Below are 16,400 nucleotides of genomic sequence, written 5' to 3'. Positions count from 1 at the left end.
ACACTGCGTGCGGCGGGGCAAGAAGCTGCCCGTCAAAGATAGCCCCATGCGAGCCTGCACGCGCCACGATAGGGAGAGGGGTTTCATGCAAGACCACCCTCTCCTGCTACGGCCAGGTCTCGAAATCCAATTCGCCTAGCCACCCAACGCCTTGGTCAGAAATGCGTCGATCTCCAGCAGCATTTCCGTCCTTACTTTACTGTCGGACAGGTTGTGCTGGAGGTCCTCGTATTCACTGTAGCTGACCTGTTTCCCGGCTTTGCTCAGTTCTCGTGCCATGGCACGAGAGTGCCGCACATCGACATTGAGATCGAATGTTCCATGAAACAGCGCGACCGGTGCTGAGAATTTTTCCGCGTGTCGCAGCGGGCTGCCTGCATCGATATGCGGGCCTTCACCGATGAAGCGGCTCACGACGCGGGAATTGGTATATCCGCGCGCGTCCTCGCGGAGATATTTGAGATCGGTAACCGGTGCGATTGCAACAACCGCCTTGAACAGTTCGGGATCGAGCACTTGGGATTGCAGCGCGGCATACCCTCCGTAAGACCAGCCCGCGATAGCAAGCCTTTCCGGATCGGCAATGCCCTGACTGACAAGCCAGCGACCGGCATCGTTGACATCGCCGATCGCAACATCCCAGGCTTTGAAGCCATTCCGGCCATACCACGCTTCACCATAACCAGAAGATCCGCGGTAATTCGGCTGTAGAACAGCATACCCCGCGCGACGAAGAACTGCACGATCCAGTCGAACCCCCACTCATCGCGAGCGGATGGCCCCCGTGTGGTAGGACAATTGCGGGTAGCCCCACGGCTTCTTTCCCGGGTGGCAAAGTGAGATAGCCAGGAATACTGGTCCCATCCGAAGCCGGATAGGCAATCGAAGTCATCGCTCCCATCGTCCGATCGACCAGGTAATTGCGAATCGCGAGAAGCGGCTCGAGGCTCTTTGTTTCCTTGTCGAAAAGATACGAGGTCCCAGGCTGTGTATCGCTGGAAGCGACAATCAACAGCCGGTTTTCATCCGCACTCGCACCGACGATGTTGATGAGCGGCGTGTCTGGCAAGGCTTGCGAGAGACCGCTGGCCAGGACCTTCAACTCCTCGTCGAAATACTCAACCTCACGCTTTTCCGTGGCGTAACTGGCCCCGACTACCCTGCGCTGGCGACCAATCCTGATCAACCTGTCTACGTCTACGTCATCCCGTGCGAGCAGCATCCTTCCTTTGGCCGATCCGTCAAGCGTCACTTCGGCCAATGCATCGAAGCCATCACGGGTTACGAACCCAAACGCGACGTCCCTATCGCTATCGACTGCAACCGCGTGAAAATCGCTGACGGTTTCGCCGTCAATGGTAATGTCGTCGAGCCGCCTCCAAGCATCGCTGTCCTCCGTGCGATACATATAGACGCTATCACCAGTCAGTACTCCCCGGCCATCCGCAAGGGAGCGGACCTTTATTCGAATTCGGCCAGTTTGGTCTGCGATAAACCGCGTCGCGTTCTGATCGGGACGCTCCAACACAGCGCGACTGCCGCTAACGATGTCGACCAAATCGACGCCCAACCCCTGTTTGTCATTTGCAAACCGCGATCCGACGGAAAACTCTTTCACATATTCACGCGTCATCAGGATATGGCCATCCTCGCCGGCGACATCCAGTGCGACGATGTCGCCGCCATCCTGCCTGATGCCTAAAGCGCTCGAACTACGCCGCTCGGTCAACAATTTGGATTCCGACCCGTCATCATTAACCGCGAACATGCGGTCATACGGTAACAACAATCCCCGATCATTCTGCGTCATCACCCAGACTTTACAGACAAGCCGGGATTCCGTCGCCCACTCGCACTGAGTCATATCGGCCTTGATCTCAGTATTTCCAGCAATCGTCTTGACCGATGCATCACCGGAAAGATCGATCACATTCAACACCTCCGAATGCTGCGGCCCCGGTGCAATGAACGCGATTTTATCACCCGATGGCGAAAGGCTGATGTCGAGAACCGACGCACGAACCCCATAGCGCGCGGCTGTTTCTTCGCGGGTTTCTGCTTGGGCGGGCAGGGCAATCGCCGTTCCTCCAAGCGCAAGGAGACTGGCGGCTACGACCGCCTTCGACAGTATCTGCATAATCTTCGACCCTCACATCCTGAATTCTGAAAATAAACACGGGATGGCAGGTCTGACAACCCAATATTTGAAGCAAGTATTATCAGTTTAGATGGGCTGCGGTAACCCGAAATTCTGGGATGAAGCAGACCTCGTAGAATTGCATAGTTCGATTGCGGAGTACCTCCATATCGTTGGAAGAAGTTCCCGCTCCGTTGAACGATAGATTTCCGGTTCAGCAGTTCGAGAACTGCCGAGGCCCTGGCTATCCATCAATAGCGCCCGGCAATCTGTAGCGACTTCCAGACCATCGCGACAATCGCGATAGTGATCGCCCCGCCCCAGAACCAATATGGCAAGAGCAGCGCTTGCGCGATACGGCCCGTATCCGACAACACGAATTGACCGCCGACTACACCTCCCGGGCTGAACAGATAGCCAATGTCTTGATAGACGCTGACAGCACCCTGGACGCCTAGGAACTCTACCGCGATCCGCTGCCATCGTTCGTTCCCGCGAACCGCAATCGCGAAGGCAGCGACTGCGAAGAGCGGCAAAACGATCCACCCGGCAATGGATCGCACCCAGATCACCGTGCTGATCGCCAGTACCAAGCCCAGCACTAGCAAGCCCCATCTGGTTGCGCGGCGGGACCGCGCGGCGATAATCATCAGGCAACCCGCGATTGTCGGCCCCAGCAGACCCATCGCCGCCACGATCGCCTGCCCGACACCCCCCAACCTGCCCGAATATTCGGCGAAACCCGAACCGTTCGCGTAAATCACGAGCCTATCGAAGTCCGCGCCGAGAGCGGCAGCCGTAAGACCATGCGCCATCTCGTGAAACCACGTCGCGAGCAAAGTGAACGGCATCAATGCCAGCGTCCCGATCTCGGTCTGCCAGGCAATCATCGTCAGCACCGCGAAGGCGACAATATAGCTCTGTTCGCGCTGTATGGCCGGTTCCACTTCGTCCTCCGCGTAAGGCAGGCCCCATTTGGCTGGAACGATGAGTGGCCGGGGTTTCTCTTCCATCCGGCGAGAGTATCGCCAGACAGGTCTAACGCAAGTAATCCCTGCGAAATTCACGCGCGAACGCGGAAAAGCGCCCCTGCCCGATCGCATCGCGCATCGCCTGCATCAGCTGCTGGTAGAATGCGATATTGTGTTCGGTCATCAGCATCGCGCCGAGGATTTCCTGCGATTTGACGAGATGGTGAAGATAGGCCCGCGTATAGGTGCCGCAGGTGTCGCAGGCGCAGCGGCTGTCGAGCGGTTCCTGATCCTCGGCAAAGCGCGCATTGCGCAGGTTTATCGGACCGTTCCAGGTGAAGGCCTGACCGTTGCGGCCGGATCGGCTCGGCAGGACGCAGTCGAACATGTCTACACCGCGCTCCACCGCGCCGACGAGATCGTCCGGTTTGCCCACGCCCATAAGGTAACGCGGGCGGTCCTGCGGCAATTGGCCGGGCGCGAAATCGAGCGTGGCGAACATCGCCTCCTGCCCCTCGCCCACGGCCAGCCCGCCAATGGCATAGCCGTCGAAGCCGATGTCGGTGAGTTTGTCGGCGCTTATCCTGCGCAGTTCCTCGTCGAGCGCGCCCTGCTGGATGCCGAACAGGGCGGAACGCTCGGCATGTTCGCCACCCGCATCGAAGCCGTCACGGCTGCGCTTTGCCCAGCGCATCGACATCTCCATGCTGGCGGCGATCTCGTCGCGCGGACGGTCGGCGCGCGGGCATTCGTCGAAGGCCATGACGATATCGCTGCCAAGCAGGCACTGGATTTCCATGCTCCGTTCGGGCGTGAGCATGTGCTTCGAGCCGTCGATATGGCTGCGGAACTCGACGCCTTTCTCGGTAAGTTTCCTGAGGTCCGACAGGCTCATCACCTGGTAGCCGCCGCTGTCGGTCAGGATCGGGCGCTGCCAGTTCATGAATTTATGGAGCCCGCCAAGCTTCGCCACCCGCTCTGCACCCGGACGCAGCATCAGGTGATAGGTATTGCCGAGGATGATATCGGCGCCGGTCTTGCGCACGGTCTCCGGCTTCATCGCCTTGACGGTGGCTGCCGTCCCGACAGGCATGAAAGCAGGCGTGCGGATATCCCCCCGCTGCATTTCGATATACCCCGTGCGCGCCGCGCCATCGGTTGCCTGGATGGAAAAGGAAAAGCGTTCGGCCATGGTCAGAAACCGTAAATCAATGTCGCGCGGGTGTGCGTATCGGTACTCACTTTTCCGGGCGGAGGGTTGCTGTCATATTCGACCTGATAGGACAGGCGCGAACGCAAGCGATCGCTAACCTGGAAATCCAGACCGGTGACGAGATTGATTGAGGTATTGGCCCTTTCCAGAATGATCGTCGCCTCACCGCCGGTTTCCGCCAGTGCATTGAGATCCTGCGTCAACTTGAGCCGGTCCAGCAATTGCCAGTCGAAATCGAAACCGGCCAGCGCAGCCAGACTGTTCGAACTCGTCCCATCGGTAAATTCGGTCACTCGATAGGCCGGACCGGCCTTGAGCGAAAGCTGGAGTGCCTTACTGTCGACGATCTTGTAGCCGAGCCCGCCGGAAAGCGAGTACCGTGCGGAGAAGCCCTGAATCCTGTCACGCTCATACTGCGCGAGACCGTAGGCGAAGACATCGTCATCGAACTGCCAGCGCGGTTCGTATGCGGCAAGGTACTGTTCGCGGTTGGTCGCCCCGTTCTGGCGGCGGTAATCTGCGCGTAGACGAACGAGATGAGTCCAGTCGATGCCCGTGCGCTTAAGCTTGAGCGAGGCCGCGATGCCGACCGATTCCGTATTGCCACTCGACTGGAAGGCCCCAAGCTCGCCCTCCCCGCTCCAGCGCTCGAAGAGGCCCGCATTGCGGATAGCGTGCTGCGCTTTTTTCGCCGCTGCTGCCTCTCTGGCAGCAAGGGTGGAGCGAAAGTCGTTCTCGATAGCGTCGATTTCGGCGCGATCTTCTGGCCAAGTATTCCGCGCCAGTTCGATTACCGTGGCCACTTTCGCCTTGTCGCCCGTCGCGATGGCGGCATCGATCATCGCCTGAGCACCTTCGGGCAGTTCGGCCTGGGCGGGTACCCCCGCAAGCAGCGATATAGCTGAGAGGGAAAACAGTACAGTTCGCATGGCGCGCGCGTAGCGGCTCCCTCGCCGCACTGCCACCCCGCAATCGTAGAGAGGCGTCCGGGCCGCTTTTGCGATCCGGACGCCGATATGTTCAGAAGCGAAGGCCGACACCTGCCGTGGCGCGCATGGTATCGAACGAAATCGTGTCGAGGTTGGCACGGACGAAAGCCTTGCCCACGGGAACGTCGACGCCGATCCCGGCGAGAAAATCGCTTTCGGTATCGTCGAAAGCATCGAAGTTTACCGTATCGTCGTCGATTATCTCGTTATAGTCGACCTTGATCGCCTGATATCCAGCGCGGCCATAGATTTTCACGCCGCCGGGGCCACGGAAACCGAGACGGGCGGATGCGCCATAATCGCCATCGAGCGCGTCTGTGCCGAAGTTGTAATTCGCTTCGACGCCGGCGAACAGGCTCTGACCGAGGGGGAAATCATATCCTGCGAAAACGCCGAAGATCGGGCTGGAATCGTCGATATCGAGGCCGGGAACGACGGCTTCCACCTCGTCTTCGAGACCGAGGCTGTGCACACCTGCGGAAACGCCGATAAAGCCTTCGCCGGGAACGGCGGCCTGCGCCTGAGCGGCGGAAGGAAGAGCGATTGCAGCGCTCGTTGCGAGTGCTGCGACAAGGAGGTTTTTGGTTTTCATTAATGTCCTCATTCGGTTCGTCCGTTGGATACGGGACGAGAGGGCATGTGTTGCCAGGCGACTTACGGCTTGCTGAATGGATCGGTCAGAAAAGACGAAAAGATTCAGACGCGCAATCGCCATCCCGTCTTGAAGATATAGGCGATCACTCCGACGCAGACCGCAAGAAAACCCAAAGTGATGGAGAAGCTGATCCAGATGTCGACATCGCCCGATCCGTAAAAGGTCCAGCGTAAGCCGCTGACCAGATAGACGATCGGGTTGGCCAGCGCGATCGTGTCCCAAGGCTTGGGCAGCATGTCGATCGAATAGAAGGTTCCGCCAAGGAAGGTCAGCGGGGTCAGGAACAGCATCGGAATGATGCCGAGTTTTTCGAAATTGTCGGCCCAGATGCCGAGAATGAAACCGAACAGGCTGAAGGCGGCGGCGACAAGCATGATATAAAAGACCGCCAGGAACGGATGCGCGATCGAGTAATCGACGAACAGGCGGGCAGTCAGCAGGATGATCGTGGCCAGGATCAGGCTCTTGGTCATCGCCGCGCCGACGAAGCCGATGAGAGTTTCAGCCACGCCGACCGGCGCGCTGAGCAATTCGTAGATCGTTCCGGTGAACCGCGGCATATAGATACCGAAGCTGGAATTGCTGGTGGTCTCGCCAAGCAGCGTCAGCATCAGCAGGCCGGGAATGATGAATGCCCCGTAATCCACTCCGCCAAGGTCGGGCATCCGCCCGCCGATCGCAGCACCGAAGACAATGAAGTAGAGGGAGGTCGTCAGTACCGGGGCGAGTACCGACTGGAAGGCGGTGCGCAGGAAACGCATCAGCTCGCGGGTGTAAATCGACCATGTCGAACGCCAAGAGATCATGCCGCGTCCCCCTCTTCGCCGAGGAACGTGACGAAGATGTCCTCGAGGCTGCTCTCGCGCGTATCGATCCCGGTATAGTCTATACCCGCCGCGATCAGCGCCTTGGTGAGATCCGCGACTTCGGTCTTGCCCTTCCCCGTGCCATCGCCGCCGCGATAGCGCAGAGAGGTACCGCCTTCTTCCAACTCCACCGGGAAACGCGCGATTTGCGGCGGTAGGGAACTTCGCGCTTCGGCAAGCGTGATATGTGCTTCGGTCCGCCCTAGCCGCGCCATCATCGCATCCTTCTCGTCGACCATCAGGAGACGCCCGCGATTTATGATGCCCACGCGATCGGCCATCATCTCCGCCTCTTCGATGTAATGCGTGGTCAGGATGATCGTGACCCCGCGCGAGCGCATCTCGTCGATGATTGCCCACATGCCCTTACGCAGCTCGACATCGACGCCCGCCGTCGGCTCGTCGAGGAACAACAGGTCGGGCTCGTGCGCCAGGGCTTTGGCAATCAATACCCGGCGCTTCATTCCACCCGACAACGCCATGATCCGCTCGTCGCGCTTTTCCCATAGGCTGAGGCTGCGCAGGATTTCCTCGATCCGTGCCCTATCGGGAGCAAGGCCGAAAAGCCCACGCGAATAGCTCACCGCCCGGTGAACCGGTTCGAACATGTCGGTGCTGAGTTCCTGCGGAACGAGCGCGATCCGGCTGCGCGCCTTGCGCCAGTCCCTCGCCATGTCGTGACCGAAAGCGCGGATCATCCCCGAGGTCGGACGCACAAGCCCGCAAACCGCGCCGATCAGCGTGGTTTTGCCAGCCCCGTTAGGGCCAAGCAGCGCAAATATCTCACCTTTGCGGATGGTGAGATCGACACCGTCGAGCGCTTTCAGCCCGCCGGGATAGACCTTCGACAGGCCGCTGAGTTCGAGAATCGGCTCCACGTCCTCCTAGCTAGCGGCGATCCAGTTGCCGTGGAAGCCCGGGGGGATAACATGCGGGATGTGAACTGCCGCGAGCAGATCCAAGCTCATCGCATCTAGGATCTCCAAGGCGCTGGTTCGCTCGTCACGATCGATGACATAGCCCATGACCCAGCCATCGCCCTCTGGCGCATTTTCGCTGCGCGGTACGAACACGAATTCACCCGGTATACGTCCCTCGCCGAAATCGCGCTGGACGCGCTGGCCCGTTTCGAGATCATGGCGATACAACGGCATGGGAGCGACGAATTCCAGGTCACCATCCTCGGGCAGGCCCATGGTCCACAGATAGCGGTACGGCTTCGTGAAATAGCGCTCGTCGGGTCGCGGGAATTCCTGACCCGCCGCATCGAGCGTATTGCGAACCACTTTCCCGCCGTTCCCGTCGACGGTCCAGCGTTCGAGGCCCAGCGACTTACCGTAGGGGCCGGGCATTTCTCCATCGAAGATCGTCTCGTAAGCACACAAATCGACGATCACTCGTCCCGCATCATCCTCGAAGCTGTTGCCGACATGGAACACATAACACGGGTCGACCTTGTGCCAGACGACCTCGTCGCCGCGACCGTTGCGCGGCAGCAGGCCGACACGTGCCTTGTGTGCGGGATTCCAGCGATAGGGGAACTTGTGGCCCGCTATCAGCGCCTGCATCGAAAAGGTCACTGGCAGGTCGAGAATCACGACATGATTTTCCGTCAGGGCACAGTCGTGAATCGAAGGGCCGTGGCGCACCGCGATCTCGGTCTGGCGTATCACCATGCCGCTACGGTCCATGGCCACATGACGGATGGTGTCCTGCGATGTGCCCTCATAGCAGATCGCATGGAACTCGCCGGTTGTCGGGCACCGATGCGGGTGAGCGGTGAATGAGCCGGTCAGGCCGCCGCCGAAATCCGAATAGGCCACGCTCTCGAGGTTGTCGTCGAGCTCGACCGGGAAGCTGCTCGCCTCGACCAGCGCCATGATCTTGCCGCCGATATCGAGAACGTTGGTGTTGACCATGTCTCCCAAGCCGCGACGCGGACCGCCAACTGCGGCTGGGCCGCCTTTGGCTTCGAGATCGCGGGAACGGATGAAGCGGTTGCGGTACCATTCGGCCGTGCCGTTTTTCAGCCGCACACCGTGGACCATCCCATCGCCAAGGAACCAGTGATGGCCCTTGGTGCCCTGGCCGAACGGGTTCGGGCCGATGCGGACATAGCGACCATCGAGTTCGGCGGGAATTATTCCGGTGACGGCCAGGTCTTCGAGAGTGGATTCTTCTTTCAAGGGCGTGTGCACGCCCTTGAGAAACGGATTCTCGTCGGCACGGGGCAGTCGTTTGCGGTTGATGCTCGCAACCGCCTGAATGGCCGGAGTGACTGCCTTGCGGATGGTTTTTTCAACGACGCTTGCCATGCCCGATTCGCTCCGTTTAAAGTGAACGGCGTAAACATAAAGGCAAAGGTAACAGTGTCAACATCGACAGTAGCCTATCATCATGGAAACCTGCGCGACGCACTTGTCGCCGCAGGACTGGGCGCGCTGGAGGCGTCGGCGGGCAAGCCCCCATCGCTGCGTGAGCTTGCCCGCGCGGTCGGTGTGTCTCCCACCGCGGTTTACCGTCACTTTCCGGACAAGCAGGCTTTGGACGCCGCCCTGGCGCAGGAGGGTCTCAAGCTGCTCGCCACCGAACAGCAGACCGCCGCTGCGAAAGCCGGTGGCGGGTCTGCTGGTTTCGCCGAAACCGGGCGAACCTATGTTCGCTTTGCGCTCGCCCATCCCGCCCTTTTCCGGCTTATGTTCACGCAGGGCCGCCCTGTACCCGACAGTGACCCGCCCGACGAAGCACGCGCACTGCTGACTGCCTATACGCAGGCACTGGCCGACAATCCGGAACGGGCCGAAACGCTCGCTCTGCAAGCGTGGTCGATCGCGCATGGTATCGCAATGCTCATGCTGGATGGCCGCATACCGGCCGACGATGCGCTCATCGACAGGCTGCTCAACACCGAAAACCTGTTTTCCTGATCAGGGAAGCAGGAGCGAAGAATCGCCGTAGCTGTAGAAGCGGTACTCGTTGGCTATAGCGTGCTCATAGGCGGCCATCATGCGTTCTCGGCCCATCAGCGCGCTGACCAGCATCATCAAAGTGGATTTGGGCAAATGAAAATTCGTCATCAGCCCGTCGACCGCGCGGAACCGATAACCCGGCGTGATGAAGATGTCGGTGTCTCCGGCAAAAGGATGGATTACGCCGCCCTCATCCGTGGCACTTTCGAGCAGGCGGAGGCTGGTCGTACCGACCGCGATCACCCGCCCCCCGGCCTTGCGGGCCGCGTTGAGCCGTGAAGCCATGTCGGGCTCGATGCGTCCCCACTCGGAATGCATCGCATGATCGTCGGTATCCTCGGCCTTCACCGGAAGGAAGGTCCCCGCCCCGACATGCAATGTCAGCGTCTCGCGTCCGACCCCCGCCCTTTCCAGAGCCGCGATCAATTCGGGCGTAAAATGAAGGGCTGCCGTCGGCGCGGCAACGGCGCCGTCCTCCGCCGCGAACATGGTCTGGTAATCCTCGCGGTCGCGTTCGTCGGTGTCGCGCTTTCCGGCGATGTATGGCGGCAAAGGCATGCGCCCCGCCCGTTCCAGCAGCACCTCGACCGGCTCATCGCCTTCGAAATGCAGAACGAAGCTGCCATCGGCAAGGCGTTTTTCGGCGATAGCGGTTACGCCGCCTCCGAATTCCGCGACATCGCCGACACGCAAGCGTTTGGCGTTGCGGACAAAGGCCTGCCATCGCCGCAAATCGATCCGCTTGTGCAATGTGGCGCCGATCCTGGCCTGCCCGCGACGACCCTCTAGCTGGGCGGGAATGACGCGAGTATCGTTGAAGACGAGGATGTCGTCGGCGCGCAGCAAGTTCGGTAGATCGCGTACACCGCGATCCTCGAAGGGGCCTTCCTTGGGCACGACCAGCATACGCGCGGCATCGCGCGGACGCGCGGGGCGTAGCGCTATCCGCTCGGGCGGAAGCTCGAAATCGAAAAGGTCGACTTTCATCGCCAGCGCCGCTTAGGGACGCGGCCCATTACGCGCAAATGCTATTCGCGGATCGGCGCGTTGAGATCGTCCACGCTGATCTCGTCGGCTACGCGCGGGGCGGTGTTGACCGGCACCGGCTTGTTGTCGGCCGCGATCGAGGCCTGGAGAATGCGTGTCGGGTTTGCGGGCGGCTCGCCACGCTCGATGGCGTCGACCGCAGCCATGTTGGAGATCACACGGCCGAAATTGGTGTAATTGTTGTCCAGATTCAGGCGCGGGTAGAACACGATGAAGAACTGGCTGTTGGCGCTGTCGCGGTCCGCCGCGCGCGCCATGGATACCGTGCCCCGCACATGCGGCATCCGGCTGAACTCTTCGGCGATATCCGGAAGGTCCGAACCGCCCGTCCCGGTGCCCGTGGGATCGCCCGTCTGCGCCATGAAACCGTCAATTACGCGGTGGAAAATCACGCCGTCGTAAAAGCCCTGGCGGGCCAGCCTTTTGACCCTGTCGACGTGATTGGGTGCCCAGTCGGGCTTCAGGCGAATTGCCACCCGCTCGCCATTCGACAGGTCGAGCAGCAGGATGTTCTCGGGATCTTCGTTGACGTCGAAGCTGACGGGCGTGAAGACGCGCGTGTCGGCAGCGGGTTCAGGTTCCGCCGCAGCGGCCTCGTCCTGCGCGTGGACGGCGAAGGGAGTTGCAGCGAGCGTCAGCGCGGCAGCAATGGCAAGCGAAGTCTTGAGCATCGTCATTCCGTAGCAATGTCCTGGATTGCGCCCCGTCTAGCGAGCGGCGTCTGTCGGTTCAATGAATAGGTTCAACCCTCGCCGCGACCGCCGCGCAGGCCGAGCTTCCTTACCCGGGCCTCGACATCGTCCCGCACGGCCGATGTCACGAACTTCCCAATCGGCCCGCCGTAAAATGCGATTTCCTTGACCAGGCGGCTGGCGATCGGCTGCAATTCGATGTCGGCCATGAGGAAAACGGTTTCGACCTGATCGTTGAGCTGACGGTTCATACCCGTGAGCTGGTATTCATATTCGAAATCGGTCACGCCGCGAATGCCGCGGATGACGATCCCGGCTTTCATATCCCGGGCGAAATCGACCAGCAGCGAATTGAAACCGACCACGCGGATTCGTTCGCAATCGATCCCGGCAACCTCGCGCTCCACCATGGCGATGCGTTCGTCATCGTCGAACATGGGTGATTTGGCGATATTGGTGGTAACCCCGATAATCAGTTCGTCCACCAGCTTCGCGCCGCGCTCGATAATGTCCATATGACCAAGCGTTATCGGGTCGAAGGTACCCGGATAGATGCCAATGCGCTTCACCATCAGTGATCCCTTTTCACGACGAAATGCGCCAGATCGACCAGCAACCGCGCCTCCTCACCATAGCTGGCGAGATGACGGCCCGCCTGGTCGACAAGCATTTCCGCCTGCGTTCTGGCCTGTTCGCGCCCCATCAGGGTCACGAAGGTTTGCTTGCCCTGTATCTCGTCCTTGCGCAGCGCCTTGCCTGCCTTTTCTTCATCACCTTCCACATCGAGGAGATCGTCCGCGATCTGGAACGCCAAGCCGATATCGCGGGCATAGGCGCGCAAATGGGTTCTGCCTTCGGGTGGCACGCGGCCGAGAATGGCACCCATTTCCACGCTGGCGGCGAGCAGGGCACCGGTCTTGAGTTGCTGCAGACGGGTGACCTGCCTCAGATCGTATCTTTCCTCTTCAGAGACGATATCCATCATCTGCCCCCCGGCCATGCCGTCATGTCCGCTTGCCCGCGCGAGAGTGGCGACGAGTTCGGCCCGAACGAAGGGATCGGTGCTGGTGTCGGCTTGGGTCAGAATGTCGAAGGCCAGCGCATGCAGACAGTCACCCGCCAACACTGCGGCCGCCTCGTCGAAGGCTTTGTGAAGCGTGGGTTTGCCATGCCGAAGATCGTCATCGTCCATGCACGGCAAGTCATCGTGGATCAGCGAATAGGCATGGATCGCCTCGACCGCGCAGCCCGCATTGATCGCGGCATCGCGGTTAACGCCGAAAAGTTCGGCGGTGGCGACCAGAAGAAGCGGACGGACGCGCTTTCCGCCGCCGATCGTGGCATAGCGCATGGCCTCGATCAAGCGGGCGCGCGTATCGTCCGGGACAGGCAGGAAAGCGTCGAAAGCGCTGTCGACCTCTTGCTGAACCCGCTCGAAGGCTTCTCCAAGCAGATCGGGCATCGCCATCGTCACGCTCACGCGTTGCCATCCGCGTCGAAAGGCTGCGTACCCGCAGGCTTGCCATCGGTTCCGGCAACGATTTTCTCGATCCGCGCCTGCGCCGCGTCGAGACGGGACTGGCAAGCTTTGCGCAATTCTTCGCCGCGTTCGTACAGCGTAATGCTCTCATCGAGCGGCACATCGCCGCTTTCGAGCCGCCGGACCACGCCCTCGAGTTCGCGCAATGCCTGCTCGAAGCTCATTTCCGAAATCTGTGACTGTTCCTCTGCCATTGCAGGCAAGCATTGACGGCCCGTCTGCGCGCGGTCAAGTAAACCCCAAAACAGGGGGGCGATTATGACGTGGATTGTCGCTGCCATCGCTGCGGCACTGATGTTCGGGGCGCTGGTTGCAGGCTTGGTGAGCTGGGTCGGCAGCAAGGTCGGATAGGGCCATGTTCATCGGCCATCTAGCGCCTGCACTCGCGGCACGCGCACTAACGGACGAAGCGCCAAAGCTCGGCGTCCTGTTTCTGGGTGCCCAGCTCGTCGACATAGCTTTCTTCTCGTTTACGCTGGTGGGGATCGAGAATTTCCGGATTTCGCCCGGCATTACCGCCATGAGCCCGCTCGACCTTTACGACTATCCCTTCACGCACAGCCTGCTCGGCTCCGCGATATGGGCAATCGGCTTCGCGATCGTGATCGGCTTCGCGCAGCGCAATCTCGTCGCGGCAAGTTGGGCCGGTATCGTGGTCATATCGCATTGGGTGCTCGACTGGCTGACGCACCGCCCGGACCTGACGATTTCAGGGAACGGGCAAACTTACGGTCTTGGTCTGTGGGACTATCCACTGGCCACGATCGGGGTGGAACTTGGTATTCTTGGCTTGGCATTCTGGATGTATTTGCGACGGACCAAGGGGCCGGTCCTTCCACCCATCATCATGCTGGCTATCCTGCTGGCGATGCAGGCTTTCGCATGGTTCGGGCCGGAACCGGTATCCGCAGGGCCGGGCTTCCTGATTCTTGGCCTGATGTCTTTCGCCATTATGATATGTCTCGGGACATGGGTGTCCTCAACGCGCTGGCACCGCACGACCGTCGGCCTGGGGGTTGCCAGCCCACCGCCATGACGCGCTGCCGTATTGCACCTCGCGCCGCTGCACCGTAAGGGCGCGACCCATGAGCGAAATCACTCCCGAAGTCGTCGAGCAACATGGGCTCTCCACCGAGGAATACGAGCGCGTCCTGCACGCGCTGGGCCGTGAGCCCAATCTGGTGGAGCTGGGAATCTTTTCGGTCATGTGGTCGGAGCACTGCTCGTACAAGTCGAGCCGCCTGCATCTCAAGAAACTGCCGACCGAAGCGCCGTGGGTCATTTGCGGCCCGGGCGAGAATGCGGGCGTGATCGATATCGGCGACGGCCAAGCCGCCATCTTCAAGATGGAAAGCCACAACCACCCGAGCTACATCGAACCCTATCAGGGCGCCGCGACCGGCGTCGGCGGTATTTTGCGCGACGTTTTCACCATGGGCGCGCGCCCGGTGGCGAACGCCAATGCGCTTCGCTTCGGCCGTCCCGAGCACCCGAAGATGAAACACCTCGTGCAGGGCGTGGTTGCAGGCATTGGCGGCTACGGCAATTGCGTCGGTGTGCCGACCGTTTGCGGCGAGACCAATTTCCACCCTGCCTATGACGGCAATATCCTCGTCAATGCGATGACGGTGGGCGTCGCCGATGCGGACAAGATCTTCTATTCGGCGGCCACCGGCGTCGGGAACCCGATCGTCTATGTCGGCTCGAAGACCGGCCGGGACGGCATTCACGGCGCGACCATGGCCAGTGCGGATTTCGAGGAAGACGCCGACGCCAAGCGCCCCACGGTGCAGGTGGGCGATCCTTTCACCGAGAAGCTGCTGATCGAAGCCTGCCTCGAGCTGATGGCGACCGATGCGATCGTCGCCATCCAGGATATGGGCGCGGCGGGCCTCACCTCCTCCAGCGTCGAAATGGCGACCAATGGCAAGGCGGGCATCCGCCTCGACATGAACAAGGTGCCATGCCGCGAAGAGGGCATGACCCCCTACGAAATGATGCTGAGCGAGAGCCAAGAGCGCATGCTCATGGTGCTTAAGCCCGGCAAGGAAGAGATGGCTGCGGCCATCTTCGAGAAGTGGGAGCTCGATTTCGCAGTCATCGGCGAAGTCACCGACACGCAGCACATGGTGCTCGAATTCGGCGGCGAGGTGGTGTGCGACATCCCGCTCGGTCCGCTTGCGGCCGATGCACCCGAATACGACCGCCCCTACCTTTCGAAGGAAGACTATATCGCCTGGGCCGGTATCAAACCGATGGCCGAGCGACCCGACACGGACGATGTCGGCGGCGATTTGATGAAACTGCTTGCCTCGCCCAATCTGTCTTCGCGCAAGTGGATCTCGGAGCAGTATGACAGCCAGGTCGGCGCGGACACGCTGCAGACCGGCGGCGATGCGGGCGTGGTACGCGTGCACGGCACCAAGAAGGCGCTGGCGATCAGCACCGATTGCACCCCGCGCTATGTCCATGCCGATCCCTATGAAGGCGGCAAACAGGCCATTGCCGAGGCCTATCGGAACCTGTGCGCGGTCGGCGCGCGTCCGCTGGCGGTGACCAACTGCCTCAATTTCGCCAATCCGCAGCGCCCGGAAATCATGGCGCAGTTCGTTCATGCGCTCGAGGGCATGGGCCGCGCCTGCCGCGTGCTCGATTTCCCGATCGTGAGCGGCAATGTCAGCCTCTATAACGAGAGCAAGGCAACCGGTGGCGGTTCGGCGATTCTGCCCACCCCGGCCATCGGCGGCGTGGGCCTGATCGACGATTACGACCGCATGATGACCATGCCGTTCAAGGCCGAGGGCGAGGCGATCTACCTCATCCATGCCGAAGAATGGGCCACCGCCGATCCCGAGCGTTCGCATCTCGGCAAGTCGCTCTGGCTCAGCGAAATTCACGGCCGCGACGAAGGGCGAACCCCACCCACCGATCTCACGGTCGAGAAGAGCGCAGGCAGAATCATTCTGCAGCTCATCGCCGACGGTCTGGTCAGCGCAGTTCACGACGTATCGGATGGCGGTCTCGCCATCGCGCTTGCCGAAATGGCCATGGCCGGCGGCATTGGCGCAGATGTGGAGTGGAACGAGGAATATTCGCAAGCCGCATGGTGGTTCGGCGAGGATCAGGGTCGCTATGTCGTGACCGTTCCCGACACGGAGGCACTCAACCAAGCCCTCGCCAAGGGCACGGAAAACGACGAGACCGCCTCCATCGGCATTCGTCGCATTGGCAAGACGGGTGGCAACACATTGTTCGGCAACACCATTGCAGACATGCGCGCTGCGCATCGCAGCTTCTTTTCCGATTGGATGGAGCGGTAAG

At 60.8% G+C, this 16,400-nt stretch carries 17 protein-coding genes; 3 read left to right on the top strand and 14 right to left on the bottom strand.

What is annotated here, in order from left to right; genetic code table 11:
• Positions 1 to 135: 135 nt before the first annotated feature.
• From DVR09_RS17615 to DVR09_RS09300, 9 genes are all read right to left on the bottom strand, one after another.
• Entirely contained in the window at positions 136 to 762 is a 627-nt protein-coding gene (locus tag DVR09_RS17615) for an alpha/beta hydrolase family protein (RefSeq protein WP_234041389.1), read from the bottom strand.
• Positions 674 to 2,137: an alpha/beta hydrolase family protein gene (locus tag DVR09_RS09335; RefSeq protein ID WP_234041388.1), complete on the bottom strand. Its 1,464-nt coding sequence runs from the start codon at positions 2,135 to 2,137 to the stop codon at positions 674 to 676. The genes DVR09_RS17615 and DVR09_RS09335 overlap by 89 nt, the downstream gene beginning before the upstream one ends.
• A 251-nt stretch (positions 2,138 to 2,388) precedes the next feature.
• Positions 2,389 to 3,150, bottom strand: coding sequence for a M50 family metallopeptidase (locus DVR09_RS09330; RefSeq protein WP_115416683.1), 762 nt, complete (start codon positions 3,148 to 3,150; stop codon positions 2,389 to 2,391).
• A 25-nt stretch (positions 3,151 to 3,175) separates the two neighbouring features.
• Positions 3,176 to 4,300, bottom strand: a complete 1,125-nt coding sequence (tgt, locus tag DVR09_RS09325; RefSeq protein WP_115416682.1) for a tRNA guanosine(34) transglycosylase Tgt — start codon at positions 4,298 to 4,300, stop codon at positions 3,176 to 3,178.
• A gap of 2 nt (positions 4,301 to 4,302) precedes the next feature.
• Positions 4,303 to 5,250, bottom strand: a complete 948-nt coding sequence (locus tag DVR09_RS09320) for a DUF481 domain-containing protein (RefSeq protein ID WP_115416681.1) — start codon at positions 5,248 to 5,250, stop codon at positions 4,303 to 4,305.
• 91 nt (positions 5,251 to 5,341) lie between these two features.
• Complete coding sequence (locus DVR09_RS09315) at positions 5,342 to 5,902, bottom strand: outer membrane protein (RefSeq protein WP_162814925.1); 561 nt, start codon at positions 5,900 to 5,902, stop codon at positions 5,342 to 5,344.
• A 104-nt stretch (positions 5,903 to 6,006) separates the two neighbouring features.
• Positions 6,007 to 6,771, bottom strand: coding sequence for an ABC transporter permease (locus DVR09_RS09310; RefSeq protein ID WP_115416679.1), 765 nt, complete (start codon positions 6,769 to 6,771; stop codon positions 6,007 to 6,009).
• Positions 6,768 to 7,709 carry an ABC transporter ATP-binding protein gene (locus DVR09_RS09305; RefSeq protein ID WP_115416678.1) on the bottom strand — a complete coding sequence of 314 codons (942 nt, stop codon included), beginning with the start codon at positions 7,707 to 7,709 and terminating at the stop codon, positions 6,768 to 6,770. The genes DVR09_RS09310 and DVR09_RS09305 overlap by 4 nt, the downstream gene beginning before the upstream one ends.
• A 6-nt stretch (positions 7,710 to 7,715) precedes the next feature.
• Positions 7,716 to 9,146: an 8'-apo-carotenoid 13,14-cleaving dioxygenase gene (locus DVR09_RS09300; protein ID WP_115416677.1), complete on the bottom strand. Its 1,431-nt coding sequence runs from the start codon at positions 9,144 to 9,146 to the stop codon at positions 7,716 to 7,718.
• Between the two features lie 54 nt (positions 9,147 to 9,200).
• Here DVR09_RS09300 and DVR09_RS09295 point away from each other — a divergent pair, with 54 nt between their 5' ends.
• Positions 9,201 to 9,758, top strand: a complete 558-nt coding sequence (locus tag DVR09_RS09295; protein WP_234041387.1) for a TetR/AcrR family transcriptional regulator — start codon at positions 9,201 to 9,203, stop codon at positions 9,756 to 9,758.
• Here the strand turns inward: DVR09_RS09295 and queA are convergent, their stop codons facing one another.
• The 5 genes from queA to DVR09_RS09270 all read right to left on the bottom strand — a co-directional run bounded on the left by queA (position 9,759) and on the right by DVR09_RS09270 (position 13,273).
• The gene (gene queA, locus DVR09_RS09290) at positions 9,759 to 10,787 is read right to left on the bottom strand and encodes a tRNA preQ1(34) S-adenosylmethionine ribosyltransferase-isomerase QueA (protein ID WP_115416676.1); all 1,029 of its coding nucleotides are present in this window, start codon (positions 10,785 to 10,787) and stop codon (positions 9,759 to 9,761) included.
• A gap of 41 nt (positions 10,788 to 10,828) precedes the next feature.
• Positions 10,829 to 11,518 carry a peptidylprolyl isomerase gene (locus DVR09_RS09285; protein WP_115417883.1) on the bottom strand — a complete coding sequence of 230 codons (690 nt, stop codon included), beginning with the start codon at positions 11,516 to 11,518 and terminating at the stop codon, positions 10,829 to 10,831.
• Between the two features lie 71 nt (positions 11,519 to 11,589).
• Positions 11,590 to 12,111, bottom strand: a complete 522-nt coding sequence (gene coaD, locus DVR09_RS09280) for a pantetheine-phosphate adenylyltransferase (protein WP_435867792.1) — start codon at positions 12,109 to 12,111, stop codon at positions 11,590 to 11,592.
• Complete coding sequence (locus tag DVR09_RS09275) at positions 12,111 to 13,001, bottom strand: polyprenyl synthetase family protein (protein WP_115417882.1); 891 nt, start codon at positions 12,999 to 13,001, stop codon at positions 12,111 to 12,113. The genes coaD and DVR09_RS09275 overlap by 1 nt, the downstream gene beginning before the upstream one ends.
• Positions 13,002 to 13,015: 14 nt before the next feature.
• Positions 13,016 to 13,273, bottom strand: coding sequence for an exodeoxyribonuclease VII small subunit (locus DVR09_RS09270; RefSeq protein WP_115416674.1), 258 nt, complete (start codon positions 13,271 to 13,273; stop codon positions 13,016 to 13,018).
• A 161-nt stretch (positions 13,274 to 13,434) separates the two neighbouring features.
• Between DVR09_RS09270 and DVR09_RS09265 the strand changes: the two genes are divergently transcribed.
• Both DVR09_RS09265 and purL read left to right on the top strand, forming a co-directional pair.
• On the top strand, positions 13,435 to 14,115 hold the full coding sequence (locus DVR09_RS09265) for a metal-dependent hydrolase (protein WP_115416673.1): 681 nt from the start codon (positions 13,435 to 13,437) through the stop codon (positions 14,113 to 14,115).
• 49 nt (positions 14,116 to 14,164) lie between these two features.
• Complete coding sequence (gene purL, locus DVR09_RS09260; RefSeq protein WP_115416672.1) at positions 14,165 to 16,399, top strand: phosphoribosylformylglycinamidine synthase subunit PurL; 2,235 nt, start codon at positions 14,165 to 14,167, stop codon at positions 16,397 to 16,399.
• The last annotated feature ends 1 nt before the right edge of the window (position 16,400 follow it).

The sequence above is a fragment of the Erythrobacter aureus genome, assembly GCF_003355455.1.
Taxonomy (GTDB): Bacteria; Pseudomonadota; Alphaproteobacteria; order Sphingomonadales; family Sphingomonadaceae; genus Qipengyuania; species Qipengyuania aurea.
The sequence above is the reverse complement of the archived record's forward strand: the minus strand, read 5'-3'. Positions and strand labels throughout refer to the sequence as shown.

Coding starts and splice junctions, on each gene's coding strand:
- DVR09_RS09335 (WP_234041388.1), bottom strand. CDS start 2,137: ATGCAGATACTGTCGAAGGCGGTCGTAGCCGCCAGTCTCCTTGCGCTT.
- DVR09_RS09330 (WP_115416683.1), bottom strand. CDS start 3,150: ATGGAAGAGAAACCCCGGCCACTCATCGTTCCAGCCAAATGGGGCCTG.
- tgt (WP_115416682.1), bottom strand. CDS start 4,300: ATGGCCGAACGCTTTTCCTTTTCCATCCAGGCAACCGATGGCGCGGCG.
- DVR09_RS09320 (WP_115416681.1), bottom strand. CDS start 5,250: ATGCGAACTGTACTGTTTTCCCTCTCAGCTATATCGCTGCTTGCGGGG.
- DVR09_RS09315 (WP_162814925.1), bottom strand. CDS start 5,902: ATGAAAACCAAAAACCTCCTTGTCGCAGCACTCGCAACGAGCGCTGCA.
- DVR09_RS09310 (WP_115416679.1), bottom strand. CDS start 6,771: ATGATCTCTTGGCGTTCGACATGGTCGATTTACACCCGCGAGCTGATG.
- DVR09_RS09300 (WP_115416677.1), bottom strand. CDS start 9,146: ATGGCAAGCGTCGTTGAAAAAACCATCCGCAAGGCAGTCACTCCGGCC.
- queA (WP_115416676.1), bottom strand. CDS start 10,787: ATGAAAGTCGACCTTTTCGATTTCGAGCTTCCGCCCGAGCGGATAGCG.
- DVR09_RS09285 (WP_115417883.1), bottom strand. CDS start 11,518: ATGCTCAAGACTTCGCTTGCCATTGCTGCCGCGCTGACGCTCGCTGCA.
- coaD (WP_435867792.1), bottom strand. CDS start 12,111: ATGGTGAAGCGCATTGGCATCTATCCGGGTACCTTCGACCCGATAACG.
- DVR09_RS09275 (WP_115417882.1), bottom strand. CDS start 13,001: ATGCCCGATCTGCTTGGAGAAGCCTTCGAGCGGGTTCAGCAAGAGGTC.
- DVR09_RS09270 (WP_115416674.1), bottom strand. CDS start 13,273: ATGGCAGAGGAACAGTCACAGATTTCGGAAATGAGCTTCGAGCAGGCA.
- DVR09_RS09265 (WP_115416673.1), top strand. CDS start 13,435: ATGTTCATCGGCCATCTAGCGCCTGCACTCGCGGCACGCGCACTAACG.
- purL (WP_115416672.1), top strand. CDS start 14,165: ATGAGCGAAATCACTCCCGAAGTCGTCGAGCAACATGGGCTCTCCACC.